At 67.8% G+C, this 16,343-nt stretch carries 16 protein-coding genes; 9 read left to right on the forward strand and 7 right to left on the reverse strand.

Translation table 11 applies throughout. From position 1 onward, the window contains the following. Nucleotides 1-64 precede the first annotated feature (64 nt). On the forward strand, nucleotides 65-826 hold the full coding sequence (locus NY1_RS22735) for a nucleotidyltransferase family protein (RefSeq protein ID WP_067716810.1): 762 nt from the start codon (nucleotides 65-67) through the stop codon (nucleotides 824-826). 13 nt (nucleotides 827-839) lie between these two features. Next, the gene (locus NY1_RS22740) at nucleotides 840-1,865 is read left to right on the forward strand and encodes an XdhC family protein (RefSeq protein ID WP_067716812.1); all 1,026 of its coding nucleotides are present in this window, start codon (nucleotides 840-842) and stop codon (nucleotides 1,863-1,865) included. A 27-nt stretch (nucleotides 1,866-1,892) separates the two neighbouring features. Here the strand turns inward: NY1_RS22740 and NY1_RS22745 are convergent, their stop codons facing one another. The 6 genes from NY1_RS22745 to NY1_RS22770 all read right to left on the reverse strand — a co-directional run bounded on the left by NY1_RS22745 (nucleotide 1,893) and on the right by NY1_RS22770 (nucleotide 7,138). Next, nucleotides 1,893-2,993 (reverse strand): ABC transporter substrate-binding protein, encoded by a 1,101-nt coding sequence (locus NY1_RS22745; RefSeq protein WP_439956033.1) that lies wholly within the window; start codon nucleotides 2,991-2,993, stop codon nucleotides 1,893-1,895. A gap of 84 nt (nucleotides 2,994-3,077) precedes the next feature. Then, a complete protein-coding gene (locus tag NY1_RS22750) occupies nucleotides 3,078-3,884 on the reverse strand; it encodes an ABC transporter permease (protein WP_067716817.1) in 807 nt (268 codons plus the stop codon). 2 nt (nucleotides 3,885-3,886) lie between these two features. Beyond that, a complete protein-coding gene (locus NY1_RS22755; RefSeq protein WP_067716820.1) occupies nucleotides 3,887-4,654 on the reverse strand; it encodes an ABC transporter permease in 768 nt (255 codons plus the stop codon). Beyond that, the gene (locus NY1_RS22760) at nucleotides 4,651-5,454 is read right to left on the reverse strand and encodes an ABC transporter ATP-binding protein (protein WP_067716822.1); all 804 of its coding nucleotides are present in this window, start codon (nucleotides 5,452-5,454) and stop codon (nucleotides 4,651-4,653) included. Before NY1_RS22760 ends, NY1_RS22755 begins: the two co-directional genes overlap by 4 nt. A gap of 99 nt (nucleotides 5,455-5,553) precedes the next feature. Further along, a complete protein-coding gene (locus NY1_RS22765; RefSeq protein ID WP_157762432.1) occupies nucleotides 5,554-5,961 on the reverse strand; it encodes a hypothetical protein in 408 nt (135 codons plus the stop codon). A 148-nt stretch (nucleotides 5,962-6,109) separates the two neighbouring features. After that, entirely contained in the window at nucleotides 6,110-7,138 is a 1,029-nt protein-coding gene (locus NY1_RS22770; RefSeq protein ID WP_233434436.1) for a hexose kinase, read from the reverse strand. 22 nt (nucleotides 7,139-7,160) lie between these two features. Between NY1_RS22770 and NY1_RS22775 the strand changes: the two genes are divergently transcribed. Further along, a complete protein-coding gene (locus NY1_RS22775; protein WP_067716828.1) occupies nucleotides 7,161-7,613 on the forward strand; it encodes a DUF4254 domain-containing protein in 453 nt (150 codons plus the stop codon). Between the two features lie 287 nt (nucleotides 7,614-7,900). Here the strand turns inward: NY1_RS22775 and NY1_RS22780 are convergent, their stop codons facing one another. After that, nucleotides 7,901-9,484, reverse strand: coding sequence for an ATP-dependent DNA ligase (locus NY1_RS22780; protein WP_067716831.1), 1,584 nt, complete (start codon nucleotides 9,482-9,484; stop codon nucleotides 7,901-7,903). Nucleotides 9,485-9,634: 150 nt separating this feature from the next. On the opposite strand from NY1_RS22780, the gene ramB reads away from it, so the two are divergent. The 6 genes from ramB to urtE all read left to right on the forward strand — a co-directional run bounded on the left by ramB (nucleotide 9,635) and on the right by urtE (nucleotide 16,337). Then, a complete protein-coding gene (ramB, locus tag NY1_RS22785) occupies nucleotides 9,635-11,044 on the forward strand; it encodes an acetate metabolism transcriptional regulator RamB (RefSeq protein ID WP_067716833.1) in 1,410 nt (469 codons plus the stop codon). Between the two features lie 304 nt (nucleotides 11,045-11,348). Next, a complete protein-coding gene (gene urtA / locus NY1_RS22790; protein WP_408639421.1) occupies nucleotides 11,349-12,584 on the forward strand; it encodes an urea ABC transporter substrate-binding protein in 1,236 nt (411 codons plus the stop codon). 97 nt (nucleotides 12,585-12,681) lie between these two features. After that, nucleotides 12,682-13,566: an urea ABC transporter permease subunit UrtB gene (gene urtB / locus NY1_RS22795; protein WP_067716839.1), complete on the forward strand. Its 885-nt coding sequence runs from the start codon at nucleotides 12,682-12,684 to the stop codon at nucleotides 13,564-13,566. Nucleotides 13,567-13,637: 71 nt separating this feature from the next. Further along, nucleotides 13,638-14,816 carry an urea ABC transporter permease subunit UrtC gene (urtC, locus tag NY1_RS22800; protein WP_084535231.1) on the forward strand — a complete coding sequence of 393 codons (1,179 nt, stop codon included), beginning with the start codon at nucleotides 13,638-13,640 and terminating at the stop codon, nucleotides 14,814-14,816. Beyond that, nucleotides 14,813-15,661: an urea ABC transporter ATP-binding protein UrtD gene (gene urtD, locus NY1_RS22805; protein WP_084535232.1), complete on the forward strand. Its 849-nt coding sequence runs from the start codon at nucleotides 14,813-14,815 to the stop codon at nucleotides 15,659-15,661. Before urtC ends, urtD begins: the two co-directional genes overlap by 4 nt. After that, complete coding sequence (gene urtE, locus NY1_RS22810) at nucleotides 15,645-16,337, forward strand: urea ABC transporter ATP-binding subunit UrtE (protein WP_067716841.1); 693 nt, start codon at nucleotides 15,645-15,647, stop codon at nucleotides 16,335-16,337. The genes urtD and urtE overlap by 17 nt, the downstream gene beginning before the upstream one ends. Nucleotides 16,338-16,343 lie beyond the last annotated feature (6 nt).

Raw genomic sequence — 16,343 nt, forward strand, 5'->3', positions numbered from 1 at the left:
TGAGTCCGCACAGCACCCGCACGTTCAGGAAGCGAACTGATCGGTACGGAGTTACCCTGCCCGCATGACCCCCCTACGCTGCGACGGCATCGTGCTCGCGGCGGGTGCAGGCACCCGCTACGGCATGCCGAAAGTGCTGGCCGAAAACGGCGCGTGGGTGGAATCGGCGGTGCGCGCCCTGCGCGACGGCGGCTGCGAGCGAGTGTTCGTCGTACTCGGCGCGACCGGCCCCGCACAACCGGAATCCGACGACCCGGCAGACCCTGAACACCCGACGCGATGGCTGGTTTCGCGCACGCCCCGCATCACCCTGCCGGACGGCGTACAGCCGGTCTGGGCCGGCGACTGGGCAGCCGGCCTCAGCGCCTCCATGCGCGCCGGCCTCGCCGCCGTCGCCGCCCCGAAAACAGCCGCTACCGGGCCGGACCAGTCGATTGCGGCGCGGATTACCAAACCGCGGAACACTGCACCGCGGAATACTGCGAGCGGGAATACCCCCACTGGAACTTCCGGCGAGACCGCAGGCGTCGCGGAGTTCGTGGCGATCATGCCGGTGGATACGCCGGATGTGGGAGCCGATGTCGTCGCGCGGGTGATCGCGGCGGCGCGGGAGTCGGCGAGCGGGCTGGCGCGGGCGGTTTTCGGGGCGGTGCCGGGGCATCCAGTGGTGCTGGGGCGGGGGCATTGGGCGGGGGTTTCGGCTGCGGCCCAGGGAAATTCGGGGGCCGGTAGTTATTTGCGGGAACGAGCGGATATGGTGTGCGTCACGTGCGACGACCTTGCGACGGGGATGGATCAGGACTATCCACGCAGCGGCGCACGATGATCTGGAGCTGGTGATGCGGGAAATCGTCGACGACCTTTTGCGGATTTGGCACAGTGGGCGGACCGCCGGATTGGCCACGCTGGTGCGGACGCAGGGGGCGGCGCCGGTGCCGATCGGCGCGTCCATGGTTGTGGACGCGGACGGACGGGCCTTCGGTTCGGTGTCCGCGGGCTGCGCCGAGGCGGCGGCCTACGAAGCGGCGGCGGAGGCGGCGCGGACCGGCCGGCGCGGATTGCAGCGGTTCGGCCCGGGCAGCGGGCTCGACGCGGGCATGGACTGCGGCGGCATGCTGGACGTGTTCGCGGAACCGTTCTCGCGGCGGCACTTTCCGGAGTTCCCGAACGTGGCGGCGGATATCGCGGCGCAACGGCAGGTCACCGTGTTCACGGTGGTGTGGCATTCCGATCCGGAGGTGATCGGGCAGCATCTGGTGACCGATCGCAAGCACGCCACCGAACTGGTGTCGCTGCCGGATTCGGATGTGTTCGTGGCCTCCTTCACCCGCCCGCCGCGCGTGATCCTGGTGGGCGCCAACGCTTTCGCCGCCGCGCTGTCCACCCAGCTGCTGCTGCTCGGCTACCGGGTGACCGTCGTCGACGCCCGCCCCACCTTCGCCAATCCCGACGCATACCCGGGCTGCGAAGTGGTGGTCGACTGGCCGCACCGCTACCTGAACACGGTCGCCGCCCGCGGCGAAATCGGTTCCGACACTTCGCTGGTGGTGCTCTCGCACGACGCCAAATTCGAGATACCCCTGCTCACCGTCGCGCTCCGACTACCCGAGCTGGGTTACCTGGCCGCCTTCGGCTCGGGCTCAGCGCATACGCATCGACTGGAAGCCCTGCAGGCCGGTGGTTTCGACGCCGCCACCCTGGCCCGCCTGCACTCCCCCGCCGGCCTCGAGCTGGGCGCGCGCACGCCCGCCGAGACCGCGCTCGCCATCGCGGCGGAACTGGTGGCGGTGCGCAACGGCGCGACCGGCCACTCCGGTTCGGCCGGTACCGATCCCGGCCTCCGCCGCCCCACCCTCGTCCGCTGAACCGGACGAGGGCGACAACGAAACGTATTACGCCAAAGGCTTTTTCAGCTCCGGATGCTCGGCGAACACCTCTTTGAGCACCGACAGGTCGAACAACTGCTCGGCCTTGATATCGATCTTGGCCTTGGCCAGCGCGCGAATATTGCCGGTGATCAATTCGTCGGACATGGTGAACAGGCCGTTGTAGGCGGTCTCCGGCGACGTCACCAGGCTGTTCTGCGCCGTCGCCTCCTTGGTCTGCTCGGCCAGATCCAGCCGCTGATCCTTGCCGTACACCTCGACCGCCAGCCGCGCCGACTCGGCCGGATTCGCCACCGCGTCCCGCCAGCCCTTGATCTCGGCCACCAGGAACGCCTTCAGCTTGTCCCGCTCGTTGTCGATGGTCTGCTGGCTCACCGTCAGCGTCTCCGCCACCAGGGGCAGCCCGTAATCGGCGAACAGGAAGTTGGTATTGGCGAATCCCTTGGCGCTCAACGTGATCGGCTCGTTGGTCACATAGCTGACCCAGCCGTCCACCTCGCCGTTGGCCAGCGGCGTCGGATCGTATTGCGCGGGCACGATGGTGACGTCGTTCGGCGTCATATTGTTGGCGGTGAGCAGGGCGTTGAAGATCAGCTGATTGGTGTCCTGCACCCCGATCTTGCGCCCCTTCATGTCCTGCGGCGTGGCGATCGGCTTGGCCGCGGAACTCACGATGCAGAACGGATTCTTCTGATACGTGGTGCCGACGATCTTGGCCTTCAACCCTTCCAGCAGCGCGGGCGCGGTGGTCTGCGGCGCGGACAGCCCGGCCCAGATCTTGCCGGTGCCCAGCCCCGCCTCCACCGAGGTGCTGGCCGCGCCGCCGGCGATCAGGTTCACCGACCCGAACCCGGCTTCCTTGTAATAGCCCTTGGCGTCGGCGAAGTATTCGCCCGCGAATTCGATGTTCTTGAGCCAGGACAGCTGGACAGCCACGGTCCCGTATTTGGAACCGTCCTGGGTGGTGCCATTGTTCGATCCGGTGGAGTCCTTGCCGCAGGCGGCGAGCACCCCGGCCCCGCCGACCACCGCGCCGGTGAGCCCGGCGTAGCGGAGGAAGGATCGGCGATCCATGGAAAACTGCGTGGCCGGGCGCGGCCGGGACATACGACTCATGGGCCGAATCTAGGAGGTTTGGGTTTCAGATATTTTGCTTTCGCGGACCCATTTGTGTGCGGCACGTTAACTCGTTCACCGGTCGCGGCCGCGTTCGGGCGCGAAGCGGGCCAGAATCAGGTTCTCCAGCACGCCGACCACCGCGTAGGCGAATACCGACACCACGGTGACCAGTGCGATCGACGCCCACAATCGGTTGTATTGGAAAGTCGGAATGGCGCGAATGAGGCCCGCCCCCAATCCGGTTCCGCTGCCCAGCCATTCGCCGAGCAACGCACCGATCAGCGCGCCGGGCACCGACACGCGGGCGGCCGCGAACACCGACGGCAGCGCGGCGGGCACCGCCACCATGCGCAGCGCCGTCCAGCGCGAACCGCCGTAGGCCGCCACCAGTTCCATGGCCTGCCGGGGCGCGGTCTGCAAACCGGTCATGATCATGACCAGCGCCGGGAAGAACACCACGATGGCCGCCATCACCGCCACCCCCAGCGTGCCGCGGCCGAACACCAGCACGATGATCGGCGTCAGCACCACCAGCGGCACCGAGCGCAGCAGCGTGGCCACCGGCATGAAGGCCGCCGAGAGCGCGGGTACGCCGACGAACAGCGCGGCCACCACCAGCGCCCCGCCCATGCCGGCCGCGAAGCCGACGGTGGCGTCGCGCAGGGTGATTCGCATTTCCTCGAAGATGACCCGGCGGGCGCCGTCGGCGTTCGGCCCGGTCACCAGGTAGGTCCAGACCTCGCCGGGCGTCTTGCCGACCAGGCCGACCTGCGGGTACAGCTGCAGAAAGCCGTACCAGAGCGCGACCAGCAGGATCAGTGAAACCAGAAGCGGCAGCAGGAATTTGCCGATGGGTCGTAGTACGTCGAGCGTTCGCATGCTCAGGCCTCCGCTCGGGTCCACGGCACCGCGACCCGCGCCACCAGCGCCACCACCGCGTAGCCGAGTCCGGCGAGCGCGGCGGCGGCCAAGGCCATGCCCCAGGTGCGCGGCACGTTGTAGGCGGTCTGCGCGGCGGTCAGGGCCACGCCGATGCCGCTGTCCACGCCGCCGAGGTATTCGCCGATGATCGCGCCCAGCACCGCCGAGGGCGCGGCGATCTTCAAGGCGGCCAGCGTATTCGGCAGCGCGGCGATCACCTGGACCCGGCGCAGCCGCTGCCAGCGCCCGCCGCCGTAGGCGCGGATCAGGTCGAGGCTGGTGCCGTCGGCGGAGCGCAGACCCGACACCACGCCGACCATGGTCGGGAAGAAGCAGTACATGGCGGCCAGGAACACCGTGGGCATGCGGCCGCCGAACACCACCAGGATGATCGGGCCGAGCGCCAGCAGCGGGGTGCAGTAGCTGAGGATGGCCAGCTGGGTGACCAGCATTTCGATGGGCGGGATCAGGATCACCAGCAGCGCCAGCGCGATGGCCAGGGCATTACCCCACAGAAAGCCTTGCAGCGCACCCCAGGCCGTGATCCGGAAGTTGGGACCGTAGAGCGCCCAGCCGTCGGTGTACATGGTGTGCACGACCGTCCACGGTCCGGGGATGGTGCCGCCCGCGACGTGCAGCGCGGCGGCCAGCTGCCAGATCGCCAGCAGGGCCAGGATGCCGGCCGCACCGCCTAGTCGTTGTAGCGAGAATTGCGCGCGCAGGTTCATTCCGCCGTCACCCCGCCCTGCCCGGTGCGGCCGAAGAGCAGCTCCGAGAGATAGTCGTGCAGTTTGTGGAATTCGGTGGTGCGCATCATTTCCGGGGTGCGCGGGCGGGGCAGGTCGATGTCCACCAGCTCCACCACCCGGCCGGGGCGCGGGCTCATCACTGCCACCACGTCGGAGAGGAAGACGGCTTCGGCGATGCCGTGCGTGACCATCAGGGTGGTGGCGGGCTTCTCGGTCCAGATGCGCAGCAGTTCCAGATTGAGGCGCTGGCGGGTCATATCGTCGAGTGCGCCGAAGGGTTCGTCGAGCAGCAGCACCTTGGGTTTGACGACCAGCGCGCGGGCGATCGAAACCCGTTGCCGCATACCGCCGGAGAGCTGTGCGGGTTTGGCCTTCTCGAAGCCTTCCAGTCCGACCAGGGCGATCAGGTCGGCGATCAGCTTCGGATCCACCGGCAGGCCCGCCACCTGCAAGGGCAGTTTGATATTGGATTCCACACTGCGCCAGGGCAGCAGCGCCGAATCCTGGAAGGCGATGCCGAACTCGTGCCGCCGCCGCAGTTCGGCCGGGGTCTCGCCGTTGATGGTGGCGGTGCCGGTGGTCGGGGTGTCCAGGCCCGCGAGAATGCGCAGGATGGTGGATTTCCCGCAGCCGGACGGACCGAGCAGGGACAGGAATGCGCCCTCTTTCGTGTGCAGGTCGACCGTGTCCAATGCCTGCACCGTGCGCCGCCCGGACCGGAAGGTCTTGCTCAGACCGCTGATGTGAATGCCCGAACCCTCGGCGACTTCCGAACTCATAGGGTCACGGTAAGCGCCCGGAATTGCACGCAGATTGCGAATCGGCAGACGAGATTTCGCCCCGGTTACATCCGGCTACCCGATCCGGTTATCGGAACCTCACCACGGGTCGGGTTCGAACCAGTCCCGCGCCTCCGGCCGGAACAGCAGCACGATCACGATGAGCGACACGATCGGACCCAGCGGCCCGGGCGGATGACCGTCGGTGATCGAAGGCACCGTCCACAGCATGTTCATGGCGGCCAGCAGAATCGCGCCGATCCGGATGGACTGCCCGACCGAACCGAAGGTGAGCGCCACCAGCCCGAGCAGCCAGGCGGGCACGAACGGAACCGCGGTCCAGATCGCCGACCCGGTCCCCAGCAACCAGCCGGAGGATGCCGTGCACACCACCCCGACCAGGGCCAATCCCACCGCGAAGAGTTGTGCCGCGCGCACCGTGCGCGGCATCCGGTAACTGTCGTCTACACCCGACCCTTGATCGGGCGGCATTCGTAGTTCCGACATCTCCCCGAGGCTACGCGGGCGAACGGTCGGTTCGATGCCACCACGCCGCCGCGCCCGAACCGGTCATTTCGGGCACCTGGCCTCGATGGGACACGGCCGTCGCCGCACCGCGGGTCCACCGCACCGGGCCCCGCGCCGCGCGCAGCCGTCAGCTGGCGCCGGGCATCCGCGCCGCTACCAACCCGAGTTCCCGCACCCGCACGGTCGGGGCCAGTCGTTCCCGCAGCACGCGGTCGATCTCACCGGCGACGGGAATCACCACGGCGGCAGCGGAAGTCGCGACGGCGTCGACGAGGAGGGCGGGCCAGTCCGGGGCGGGATCCACGGCCAGGGCGGCGATGATGGCGGCCACCGCGGCGTCGCCGGCGCCGGTCGGATTGCCGGCCAGGGGTTCGGGGAGAGCCGCCGACCAGGCGCGGGTGGCGGTCACGGCGATCATGCCCGCACCGCCGCGGGTGACGATCACGGCGGCCGCGCCATCGGCGATGAGGGGTTCCACGGCGGCGAGGATTTCCGGGGCGGTTTCGGCCGGGCTGCCGGTGAGGCGTTCGAGTTCCTCGGTATTGGGGGTGAGCACGATGCCGGGCACCCGGGCGGCGAGTTCCAGGGCCGCACCGTCCACATCGCAGATGGTCGGGACACCCGCGGCAATTGCGGTGCGGGCCAATTCGGCCGGAATGTCCGGACCTACCCCGCCGGGGAGCGAACCGGAGATGACCATGCCGCTCATGGCGGACAGCATGCCGCGCACCCGGACCCGGAGCTGATCCACGGCGTGCGGTTCGCTGACGCGCGGACCCGGCTCCCAGAGCGCGGTCGCGGTGCCGTCGTCGGATTCGCTGATCACCACCGTGCGCCGTACCCACGGCAGCGCGTGCACGAAATCCACCGGCATCTCCAGCTCCGCCGCGGCGGCGAAGGAGTGGTCGGCGAACCCGGTGGCGCGCGCGTACTTCCCGAGCTGGTTCAGCACCCGGGTGACATTGATGCCGCGCCCGCCCAGCCGCTGATCCACCGACCGCACCCGATGCGCCCGGCCGCGCTCGAAATGCTCGACCCGATAGGTCATGTCGTAGGCCGGGTTCATGGTCACGGTGAGGATCACCAGTACCACTCTGCACGGCAGCGCACCGGATGCAAGCCCCAGTTGGTCCGGTGACTCGAATACCGTTGCCATTCGGAGACATTGGCGTAGCAGGATGGCCGCCGTGCACCCGCTCCCACCGAAACACCTGCTGCTGCAGGCTTGCCGCGGCCTGCCCCCCGACGATCATCCGCTGCTGCGCTGCGCGGGGCTACTCGCGGACCTGCACGAGCGGCGGTTGACGGCGGTGAGCGGCGCGACCGGCCGCATCGACCACGATCGCGCCCGGCTGGTCCTGGACATCGATCGCTGGGTGGCGGCGGAGCTGCCGCGCGCCGACCGGGACGCGCACCTGCACACCGAGACCGTGGGCACGGTGGTGGATCGGCTCGCGCAGTTCTCGGCGCTGGCCTATCTCACGCTGGCCAGCGCGCCGGACGACGCGGTGCACGATGCGGCGCAACGGCTCACCGAATTGGCGGTGGCGTACGAACATCTGGCCGGGGATCTGGCCACCGGCCGGCGGCGGCTGCCGAACCTCACCGGGAACCGCGAATACGAATACTGATCGGGCCGGAACGACCGCGCGGCGGAATCGAATGTGAAAGGGTCGGCGGCACGCCCGGCGAGGGGGCGGGGCGTGCCGTCGACAGCACAGGTGGACCATGCGCAATCCACCGCCGACTTACCGGCCCTGCGACTCGGCGCCCGGGTTGAATCCGCGTGTGGAGGCGGGGCAGTACCCGAGCACCGTCACCTGACGACCGCTGGGTCCGATGCATCGACACTTGAATACTGCCCGGTAATTCTCGAGGAGTGCGTCCGCTCAGCTGTGAGTCTGCTGTGAGTCTCGAGCTAGCTGTGCACAGCGTCGGCTTCGAGTTGTATTGCGGCGCCGCCCGGTAGCAGTTCGCGCACCCGGTCGATGGTGTCGGCCTGCGCCGCTTCCTTGTCCGGCCGGTAGCGGACCACGCGCGCGAAGCGCAGCGCCACTCCGCCCGGATAACGCGGGCTGACCTGCACTCCGTCGATGGCGATCTCCACCACCAGTTCCGGGCGCAGGTAGACGGTATTGCCGTCCTGGCGGATTTCGTGGCGCGGGAATTCCACTGTCTGCCAATGCAGCAGCGCGTCGGTCAGGCCCTTGAAGGTCTTGCCGACCATCACCGGCTCGCCGCCCTCGGGATCGCGCGCGCCCAGGTGCAGATTGGACAGGTATCCGGTGCGCCGCCCGTACCCCCATTCCGCGCCCAGCACCACCAGATCCAGGGTGTGGGTGGGTTTGATCTTCTGCCAGGCCCGCCCGCGCCGCCCGGCCGCATAGGGCGCGTCCAGCGACTTGATCATGATGCCCTCGTGCCCGGAAGCCAGTGCGCCGTCGAAGTATTCGGCCGCGATCTCGGGATCGGGCGCGATGAGCGCCGGAATGCTGTGCGATCCGGCCACCCTGGTGAGCGCCACCCGCCGTTCCCGCAACGGCGCGTCCAGCAGATCCACCCCGTCCAGGTGCAGGCAGTCGAAGAAGTACGGGTGTAGTAGCAAGTCCCGGGTCGAGCTCGCCGCCGCCACCGTCTCGACCAGCGCCGGATCCGCCGCGAAGCGGCTCATGGTCTCCTGGAACGGCCGCGGCCGCCCGGAATCGTCCAGGGCGAGGGTCTCCCCGTCCAGCACCAGACTCGTGCACTCCAATTGCCTTACCAATTCCACCAATTCGGGCACACCGGACGTGATGTCACGCAGCGTCCGCGTGAAAACCCACACCCGATCCCCGTCCCGATGGACCTGGATACGCGCCCCGTCCATCTTGTGCTCGACGGTCACCTCCCCGCCGAATTCGGCCATGACCTCATCCAGCGCCCCGCCCGGCGAGGCGAGCATCGGCTGAATCGGCCGCCCCAGCTCCAGCCGGAACTCCCTGAGCGCTGCCACGCCGCCGGTTCGCGCGGCCACCGCCGTCACGGGCAGCCGTCCCGACAACATGTGCGCCCGCCGCACCGCCTCGATCGGCACCTCGAACGCCACCGCCACCGCTTCGGCCACGATCGCGGTGAGCGCCCCCTGTCGCATCTCCCCCGTCAGCAATCGCAGCAGAAAGTCGTGTTCGTCTTTCGTTGCCGCCCCGAGCAACCCGCCCAGCAACTCGCGCCGCCGCTCGGCCGACCCCTTCCCGCTCACCCCCGCGAGCTCACCGAACACCGCGTCCACCGCGCCCACCGTCAATCCCGGTTCGGCGGCCGGCTCGACCTCCATGGTGGTCAGCGTGCGCCAGCCCGTACCGATTCGCCCCTGCGGTAGTTCCCCGGATATCCAGGCCACCACCTGCGCCAATTCCGCGGGCGCGGCCTCCCTGAGCAACTCCGCGAAAACCTTGATCTTGTTCTTCCGCGCGGAAGTCTCACGCACGGCCTGCGACGCTCGCACCACATCCGACAAGAGCACGCCTACGACGGTAACCCCGCGGACCGACAAAACCCACGGCATCGCGGCGGCGACCGCGGCGGCCGCCGGGCGCGACCTGTGACGCAAGCCTCAGCAAGCGCTGCTAATTTTTCGTTGGCATGGTTGCGAAAGGGCCCATAAACTGGGCGAATGGCCAAGACTTTTGTCGGGGCGCGGCTGCGTCAGCTGCGTACCGAGCGCGGGCTGAGCCAGGTCTCGCTGGCCAAGAAGCTGGAGATCTCGGCCAGTTATCTGAATCAGATCGAGCACGACGTGCGCCCGCTCACCGTACCGGTGTTGCTGCGCATCAGCGAAGTGTTCGGGGTCGACGCGGGATTCTTCTCGTCGCAGGACGACACGCGATTGATCGCCGAGTTGCAAGAGGTCGTGATGGACCAGGAACTCGGGATCGAGGCCGACGCGCAGGAGATCGCCGAGATGGTGTCGGCGCATCCGGGGCTGGCGCGGGCGATGGTGAACATGCACCGGCGCTACCGGAATACGACGGCGCAGCTGGCGGCGGCCACCGAGGACCGGTTCGCGGACGGCAGCGGGTCGGGGGCTATTTCCAAACCGCACGAAGAGGTTCGGGACTACTTCTATCAGCGGCAGAATTACATTCACGAATTGGATACCGCGGCCGAGGAACTCGCGAATCGCATGCGATTCCACGGCGGGGATTTGAAGCGGGAGATTCCGCGGCGGCTGACCGCGACGCACGGGGTGCAGATCGTGGAGCGCATCGATCTGGGCGACGGCTTGCTGCACCGCTTCGATCCGGACCAGATGCGGCTGGAGATCGCGCCGCATCTCTCGGGCGGGCAGCGGGTCTTCAAACTGGCCGCCGAGCTGGCCTATCTGGAATGCGGCGAGCTGATCGAGAAGCTGGTGGCGGAGGGCAATTTCTCCTCGCCGGAATCGCGGGTGCTGGCCAAACTCGGGCTGGCGAACTACTTCGCCGCCGCGACGGTATTGCCGTACACGCATTTTCACGAAGTGGCCGAGACCTTCCGCTACGACATCGAGCGACTGTCGGCGTTCTTCGCGCAGAGTTACGAGACCATCTGCCATCGACTGTCCACGCTGCAACGGCCGAAACTGCGCGGGGTGCCGTTCTCGTTCGTGCGCGTGGACCGGGCCGGCAATATGTCGAAACGCCAGTCCGCCACCGGTTTTCATTTCTCCTCCAGCGGCGGCACCTGCCCGCTGTGGAACGTGTACGAGACCTTCGCCTATCCGGCCAAGATCATGACCCAGATCGCGCAGATGCCCGACGGCCGCAAGTACCTGTGGATCGCGCGCACCGTGGAACGCCGTGCCACCCGCTACGGCGAACCGTCCAAGATCTTCGCCATCGGCCTGGGCTGCGAACTGCGGCACGCCGGCCGCGTGGTCTACGCCGACGGCCTGGATCTCAACGAGCCCAAGGCGACTCCGATCGGCGCGGGCTGCCGGGTGTGCGAGCGCTCCAACTGCCCGCAGCGCGCCTTCCCGCCGCTCGGCAAATCCCTCGACATCAGCGAGCATCGAAGCTCCATCTCGCCCTACGTGATTCGGTGACGACGGGGGCCGGACCCCCGATCCGGCCCCTTCCACCCCCTCTCACCAGCGCTAACCCCGGAATCGATCGACTCCGAACCCGGTGCGGTGAGGATAGTTTCACGTCCCGGCAACATACGAAATCGGACATTCACCGAGAGTCATTCCGGCGCAATACTTCCCGTTTACCGTTCTGCCCACGAATACAGCCGTTGTATACGCGGCGGTATTCGCAAGCGACGCACGTGGCGTCGCGGGTAGACCGTGAGTGAGAAGGGCCCGCCCCATGCAAGAATCCCTCCGCCGAGATCGCAATCGGCGTCTGATGAAGGCGATCACCATTCCGACCGCGCTGGCGCTGTCCGCCGTGCTGGTCGCCGGTTGCGGTTCGCGTGACAGCGACACGGCCGAGGGCTCGAGCGCCAAGTCCTGCCTAGACACGTCCAAGGACACCATCAAGATCGGGTCGCTGCACTCGCTCACCGGCACCATGGCGATCTCCGAGGTGACCGTCGCCAATGCCACCAAGCTGGCGGTCGATCAGATCAATGCCGCGGGCGGCGTGAACGGCAAGAAGATCGAGATCGTGCTGGAGGACGGCGCTTCCGATCCCAAGACCTTCGCCGAGAAGGCCGAGAAGCTGATCTCCTCGGACTGCGTGGCCGCGGTCTTCGGCGGCTGGACCTCCTCCTCGCGCAAGGCCATGAAGCCGAAGTTCGAATCGCTGAACTCGCTGCTCTACTACCCCGTCCAGTACGAGGGCCTGGAAGATTCCAAGAACATCTTCTACACCGGCGCCACCACCAACCAGCAGATCGTGCCGGCCCTGGACTACCTGAAGCAGAAGGGCGTCACCTCCCTCTACCTGGTCGGTTCGGACTACGTCTTCCCGCAGACCGCCAACCGCGAGATCAAGGCCTACGCCAAGGCCAACGGCATCGAGATCAAGGGCGAGGACCTGGCCCCGCTGGGCTCCACCGACTTCTCCACCATCGTCAACAAGGTCCGCAACTCCAAGGCGGGCGCGGTCTTCAACACCCTGAACGGCGACTCCAATGTCGCGTTCTTCCGCGAGTACGCCAACGCGGGCCTGAAAGCCGCTGAGATGCCGGTGGTTTCGGTGTCCATCGCCGAGGAAGAGGTCGGCGGCATCGGCGTGCAGAACATCACCGGTCAGCTGACCGCCTGGAACTACTACCAGACCGTCGATTCCCCGGCCAACAAGGCGTTCGTCGCCGCGTACAAGGCCGCCTTCGGCGCCGACAAGCCCACCTCCGACCCGATGGAAGCCGCCTACGCCTCGGTCTTCCTGTGGAAGAACACCGTCGAGAAGGCGAAGTCCTTCGCGGTGGCCGACATCCAGGCCGCGGCCGACGGCGTCAGCTTCGACGCTCCCGAAGGCACCGTCGTCATCAACGGCGCCAACCACCACATCACCAAGACCGCGCGCATCGGTGAGATCCGGCCGGACGGACTCATCTACACCGTGTGGGATTCGGGCAAGGCCGTGCAGCCGGACCCGTACCTGAGCTCCTACGAGTGGGCCAAGGGCCTGAAGTAGATCGGTAACCGCCGATGAGGGGCGGCCGGTGCGAATCTCGCACCGGCCGTATCGGCAGTCACCCGACCGACGCGAGAGAACTGCAGAGGTATTCACAATGGAAGTCGCAGTCGGACAGCTGTTCGCGGGCCTGAGTCTGGGCTCGATTCTGCTGCTCGCCGCGCTGGGCCTGGCCCTGACCTTCGGTCAGATGGGCGTCATCAATATGGCTCACGGCGAGTTCATCATGGCCGGTTGTTACACCACATTCGTTGTGCAGCAGCTTATTTCGTCGACGGGGGTGGCGCTCATCGTCTCCCTGTTCGCCGGTTTCGTCGTCGGCGGACTGCTCGGCGCGGCCTTGGAAGCCGGTCTCATCCGCTGGATGTACGACCGCCCGCTCGACACCCTGCTGGTCACCTTCGGCGTCGGATTGGTGCTGCAGCAGGCCGCGCGCAATATCTTCGGCGCCCCCGCCAAGAACGTGGTCGCCCCCGACTGGCTGACCGGCGGCATCAGCATCGCAGGCGCGGTGGTGCCCAAGACCCGCATCTTCATCATGGTGCTCGCCATCAGTGCGGTGATCGCGCTGGCCACCGCGCTCAAGGTGACGCCGCTGGGCCGCCGCATCCGCGCCGTGGTGCAGAACCGCAGCCTGGCCGAAACCTCCGGCGTCTCTTCGCGTCTCACCGATATCAGCACCTTCTTCATCGGCTCCGGCCTGGCCGCCGTGGCCGGGGTGGCGCTCACCCTGATCGGTTCGACCTCGCCCACCATCGGGCAGTCCTATCTCGTCGACGCCTTCCTGGTGGTGGTGATCGGCGGCCTGGGCCAGATCAAGGGCACGGTCATCGCGGCCTTCGCCATGGGCCTGCTGAATTCCTTCATCGAGTACTCGACCACCGCCTCGGTCGCCAAGGTGATCGTCTTCGTGGTGATCGTGATCTTCCTGCAGGCGCGCCCGCAGGGTCTGTTCACCGTTCGCACGAGGAGCCTCGCATGACCGGTCAAGCCCGAAGGCGGCAACGCAGTGTAACCACGCAGGGCTCCGGTCATGCGAACGAAGGACACAGCATGACCATCGTCCAGCGTCTCAACGCTCATTCCTCTCTGAAAGCCTTCGGCGGCTTCGCGATCGGCGCCGTGCTGCTGTTCGGCATCGCGCCCGCCGCGCTCAGCGATTTCCGGCTCAGCCTGCTGGCCAAGTTCCTGTGCTTCGCCATCGTCGCGGTCGGCATCGGCCTGGCCTGGGGCCGCGGCGGCATGCTCACCCTCGGGCAGGGCGTGTTCTTCGGCATCGGCGCCTACATCATGGGCATGCACCTGCAGATGGCCGACGCCGCCAAGCGGCACGAGGACGTGCCGGAGTTCATGACCATCTCCGGCATCAGCGAATTGCCCTCGTACTGGCAGCCTTTCGCCTCCGCGCCGGTGGCGCTGCTCGGCATTCTGGTGCTGCCCGCCGCGATCGCGGCCGTGCTCGGGTTCGGCGTGTTCAAGCGCCGGGTCAAGGGCGCGTACTTCGCCATCCTGAGCCAGGCGCTGGCGGCGGCGCTGGCCATCCTGCTGATCGGGCAGCAGTCCATCGGCGGCTTCACCGGACTCTCGGATTTCAAGTCCTTCTTCGGTTTCCGGCTCTCCGATCCGGCCAACCGGCGCATGCTGTTCTTCATCGCGGCGGCGACCCTGCTGATCGTGCTCGCCATCGCGCGGCAGCTGATGCACTCGCGGTACGGGGAACTGCTGGTCGCGGTGCGCGATCAGGAGGAGCGGGTGCGCTTCCTCGGTTACGACCCGGCCAATATCAAAATCGTCGCGTATGTGGTGGCGGCGTTCTTCGCCGGAATCGCGGGCGCGCTGTTCACGCCCATCGTCGGGATCATCTCGCCCGCCGATATCGGCGTGGTGCCCTCCATCGCCTTCCTGATCGGCGTCGCCATCGGCGGGCGCACCACACTCCTCGGCCCGGCCCTGGGCGCGATCGGCGTGGCCTGGGCGCAGACCTCGTTCTCCGAGGAATTCCCGTCCGGCTGGACCTATCTGCAGGGCGCGCTGTTCATCGTGGTGGTCGGATTCCTGCCCGCCGGGCTGGCCGGACTCGGGCCGCTGGCCAAACAGCTGCTGGAACGGGTGCGCGCGCTGCGGCCCGCCGGTACGCCCGCGACGCCGGTCACCCCGGCCGCCGAGGCCATCGTCGCCTCGGTCATGTCCACCGGCACGCCCGCCGAGGAAGAGAAGGTGGAAGCGCGATGAGCAGCGAATACCTCGAAATCCGGGGACTGTCCGTCAGTTTCGACGGGTTCAAGGCCGTCTCCGACGTGGATCTCACCGTGCTGCAAGGGGATCTGCGCTTCCTCATCGGACCCAATGGCGCGGGCAAGACCACCCTCATCGACGCCATCACCGGCCTGGCGCCCGCCACCGGGTCGGCACAGAAGTCCGGCAGTGAACTGATCGGCAAGAAGGTGCATCAGATCGCCCGGCTGGGCGTCGGCCGCACCTTCCAGACCGCGAGCGTCTTCGAGCAGCTCACGGTGCTGCAGAACCTCGATATCGCGGCCGGCGCCGGTCGTTCCGCGCTCACCCTGCTGCGCCGGCGCAAGTCGGTGCTGCCCGCCATCGAAGAGGCGCTGGAGATCACCGGCCTCACCGAGCTGCGCGACAAGCCCGCGGGCGTGCTGGCGCACGGGCAGAAGCAGTGGCTGGAAATCGGCATGTTGCTGGTGCAGAACGCCTCGGTGCTGCTGCTCGACGAACCTGTCGCGGGCATGAGCGCCGAGGAGCGCGAGGAGACCGGGAACCTGTTGCGCCGCATCGGCGATACCCGGGTGGTGATCGTGGTCGAACACGATATGGACTTCATGCGCGCCTTCGCCAATTCGGTGACGGTGCTGGCCGGCGGACGCGTGCTCAGCGAGGGCAGCGTCGAAGAGGTCCAGGCCGATCCCAAGGTGCAGGAGGTCTACCTGGGCACCGCGGCGGCCGGCGAACTGCCGCCCGCCGAGCCCGGCCCCGCCGAAACCGACTCCGCCGCAGCGGAACCCGATGCGGTCGTGGAATCCGAGAAAGAGGAGGCCGCCGATGCTGGAGCTCGTTGACCTACACACGGCCTACGGCCGCACCCAGGTCATTCACGGTGTGTCCCTGACGGTTCCGGACGACGGGGTGGTCGCCGTCATGGGCCACAACGGGGCCGGGAAGACCTCGCTGCTGCGCGCGGCGGTGGGGTTGCTGCCCGCCAAGTCCGGCAAGATCCGGTTCGACGGTGAGGACATCACCAAGCTGCCGCCCTCGCGGCGGGTCAAGCGCGGCATCGCCTATGTGCCGCAGGGGCAGCAGTCCTTCCCGCAGCTCTCGGCGCTGGAGAATCTCCAGGTGGTCGCCGACGGGCGCAAGCGCGGCAAGGAACTGATCGCCGAATCCCTGGATCTGTTCCCGGCTTTGAAGGAACTGCTCTCACGCAAGGCCGGGCTGCTGTCCGGCGGTCAGCGCCAGCAGCTGGCCATCGCGCGGGCGTTGATCACCGAGCCGAAGCTGCTGATCCTGGACGAGCCCACCGAGGGCATCCAGCCGTCGGTGGTGGCCGAGATCGAGCGCACCATCATCGATCTCACCAATCGCGGCGGCTTGAGCGTGCTGCTGGTGGAACAGCACATCGGCTTCGCACTGCAGGCCGCCGGCCAGTACTACGTGCTGCAATCGGGTCGCGTCACGTCCTCGGGGGCGGGCGGCCGGGGCGCGGAATCCGCGGTCCGCCTGGCGATGGCCATTTGAGCGGAC

This window comes from Nocardia yamanashiensis NBRC 100130 (assembly GCF_001613325.1).
In the GTDB taxonomy this organism is placed as follows: domain Bacteria; phylum Actinomycetota; class Actinomycetes; order Mycobacteriales; family Mycobacteriaceae; genus Nocardia; species Nocardia yamanashiensis.

Excerpts from the sequence above, each read along its gene's own strand:
- urtB (WP_067716839.1), top strand. The coding sequence starts at position 12,682 with ATGGAAGTCGCAGTCGGACAGCTGTTCGCGGGCCTGAGTCTGGGCTCG.
- urtD (WP_084535232.1), top strand. The coding sequence starts at position 14,813 with ATGAGCAGCGAATACCTCGAAATCCGGGGACTGTCCGTCAGTTTCGAC.
- NY1_RS22765 (WP_157762432.1), bottom strand. The coding sequence starts at position 5,961 with ATGTCGGAACTACGAATGCCGCCCGATCAAGGGTCGGGTGTAGACGAC.
- urtC (WP_084535231.1), top strand. The coding sequence starts at position 13,638 with ATGACCATCGTCCAGCGTCTCAACGCTCATTCCTCTCTGAAAGCCTTC.
- ramB (WP_067716833.1), top strand. The coding sequence starts at position 9,635 with ATGGCCAAGACTTTTGTCGGGGCGCGGCTGCGTCAGCTGCGTACCGAG.
- NY1_RS22755 (WP_067716820.1), bottom strand. The coding sequence starts at position 4,654 with ATGAACCTGCGCGCGCAATTCTCGCTACAACGACTAGGCGGTGCGGCC.
- NY1_RS22770 (WP_233434436.1), bottom strand. The coding sequence starts at position 7,138 with ATGGCAACGGTATTCGAGTCACCGGACCAACTGGGGCTTGCATCCGGT.
- urtA (WP_408639421.1), top strand. The coding sequence starts at position 11,349 with ATGAAGGCGATCACCATTCCGACCGCGCTGGCGCTGTCCGCCGTGCTG.
- NY1_RS22760 (WP_067716822.1), bottom strand. The coding sequence starts at position 5,454 with ATGAGTTCGGAAGTCGCCGAGGGTTCGGGCATTCACATCAGCGGTCTG.
- urtE (WP_067716841.1), top strand. The coding sequence starts at position 15,645 with ATGCTGGAGCTCGTTGACCTACACACGGCCTACGGCCGCACCCAGGTC.
- NY1_RS22775 (WP_067716828.1), top strand. The coding sequence starts at position 7,161 with ATGGCCGCCGTGCACCCGCTCCCACCGAAACACCTGCTGCTGCAGGCT.
- NY1_RS22735 (WP_067716810.1), top strand. The coding sequence starts at position 65 with ATGACCCCCCTACGCTGCGACGGCATCGTGCTCGCGGCGGGTGCAGGC.
- NY1_RS22745 (WP_439956033.1), bottom strand. The coding sequence starts at position 2,993 with ATGTCCCGGCCGCGCCCGGCCACGCAGTTTTCCATGGATCGCCGATCC.
- NY1_RS22740 (WP_067716812.1), top strand. The coding sequence starts at position 840 with ATGCGGGAAATCGTCGACGACCTTTTGCGGATTTGGCACAGTGGGCGG.
- NY1_RS22750 (WP_067716817.1), bottom strand. The coding sequence starts at position 3,884 with ATGCGAACGCTCGACGTACTACGACCCATCGGCAAATTCCTGCTGCCG.